Annotated in this window: 1 protein-coding gene; it reads left to right on the forward strand. The window is 57.8% G+C overall.

Features of this window, described 5'->3' with window-relative positions; genetic code table 11:
* Nucleotides 1-539: 539 nt before the first annotated feature.
* A complete protein-coding gene (locus AMA01_RS14165) occupies nucleotides 540-1307 on the forward strand; it encodes a DDE-type integrase/transposase/recombinase (protein ID WP_231862970.1) in 768 nt (255 codons plus the stop codon).
* Nucleotides 1308-1447: the final 140 nt, after the last annotated feature.

Below are 1447 nucleotides of genomic sequence, written 5' to 3' on the forward strand. Positions count from 1 at the left end.
GCGATCACTCAGCTAAAATCTAACCGAAAGGAAGGTGGCTCACTCACTTCGAATTCTTACCGAAGGGTGCGTGCATGGAAATGTCTCTTGGTTCTCGCCGCGAATATCTTGGGGTCATGCGCGCCCGATACGCAGAGGCGAAATCTAGACGCGAAAAATCGCGGATTCTCGATGAGATTCAGTCCGCGCTCGGCTATGCCCGGAAACATGCCATTGCCGTGATGCATCCGAAGCCGCCGCGCTGTGCCAAACCACGCAAACCGCGGCCACAGCGCTACCAAGCAGCCATGCCCGTCATTCAACTCGTCTGGGAAGCTCTTGATTACCCCTGCGCTGAACGGCTCCACCCCGTGCTCCTCTCGACAGCTCAACAACTCGCTCACCATGGCGAACTTCGTCTTACGGCCGAAATCGAGCATGACTTGCAAAACATCAGTCGTGCCACACTCGCTCGGCGCATCTCACGATGGCAACGCCCAAGCGCGCGGCGCGTACCCACAGGCCGTCGACTGGCTTCCAGGTTGCGGAGTGAAATCCCTGTGCAATCCTACGCTTGGAACGAAGAACGGCCCGGCGCGTTGGAAATTGACCTGGTTCAACATGACGGTGGCTCCGCCTTGGGGCACTTTGCCTACACGCTTTCTGTCGTGGATGTGGTCACGGGATACAGTCGGCGCCGAGCTGTACTCGGTCGTGGTCAAGCCGGCGTTCTCGACGCGCTCCGTCGCATCGTCGAGGAGTGGCCATACCCTGTCTGGGCCATTCATTCGGACAACGGCTCCGAGTTCATCAATGGACACCTTCAGGCGTTCGTCCGTGAGCGAGGTCTTCAGTACACCCGTAGCCGCCCTTACCAGAAGAACGACAATCCGCATGTCGAGCAGAAAAACCGCTTCCTGGTGCGCGAGGTCGTGGGCTACAGTCGATACGACACGCCTCAGGATGTGACGTGGCTGAACACCGTGTACCAATGGCTCGACGTCTATGCGAACGCCTGCTTGCCCATGCGAAAACTCATCCAGAAAACGCGCGAAGAAGGGCGCGTGCGCAAGCGATATGACCAAGCGGCAACACCCGTGCAACGCATGCTGAACGCCAGGATTTTACCAGCATCTTCCCACGCGGCCTGGGAGCGCTGGATTCTTTCGCTCAATCCGCTGCAAATGCATCGTCAGCTGGAAACCCTCGTTGCGCAGGGCTCAAGCGGCGAGTCGATTACTCCGGACCCTCCGACTCCACCCAGCACTAAGGCCTGTGGATTTGATGGACAACCCTGCGGGTTGACCACAACTCCACAGGCTCGATGAGGGGAAGCCGCTTCGCTCCTCCCCTCTGGCCTTCGGCCATTCACCCCTCCCACTCCTACATCAGAGGGAGGATCGAAAGTTAGATTTTTTGGTGAGTGATCATCTATCCGTTCGGTAAGATTTTTTCGTGAGTTGACACG

The sequence above is a fragment of the Alicyclobacillus mali NBRC 102425 genome, assembly GCF_001570745.1.
Taxonomy (GTDB): Bacteria; Bacillota; Bacilli; order Alicyclobacillales; family Alicyclobacillaceae; genus Alicyclobacillus; species Alicyclobacillus mali.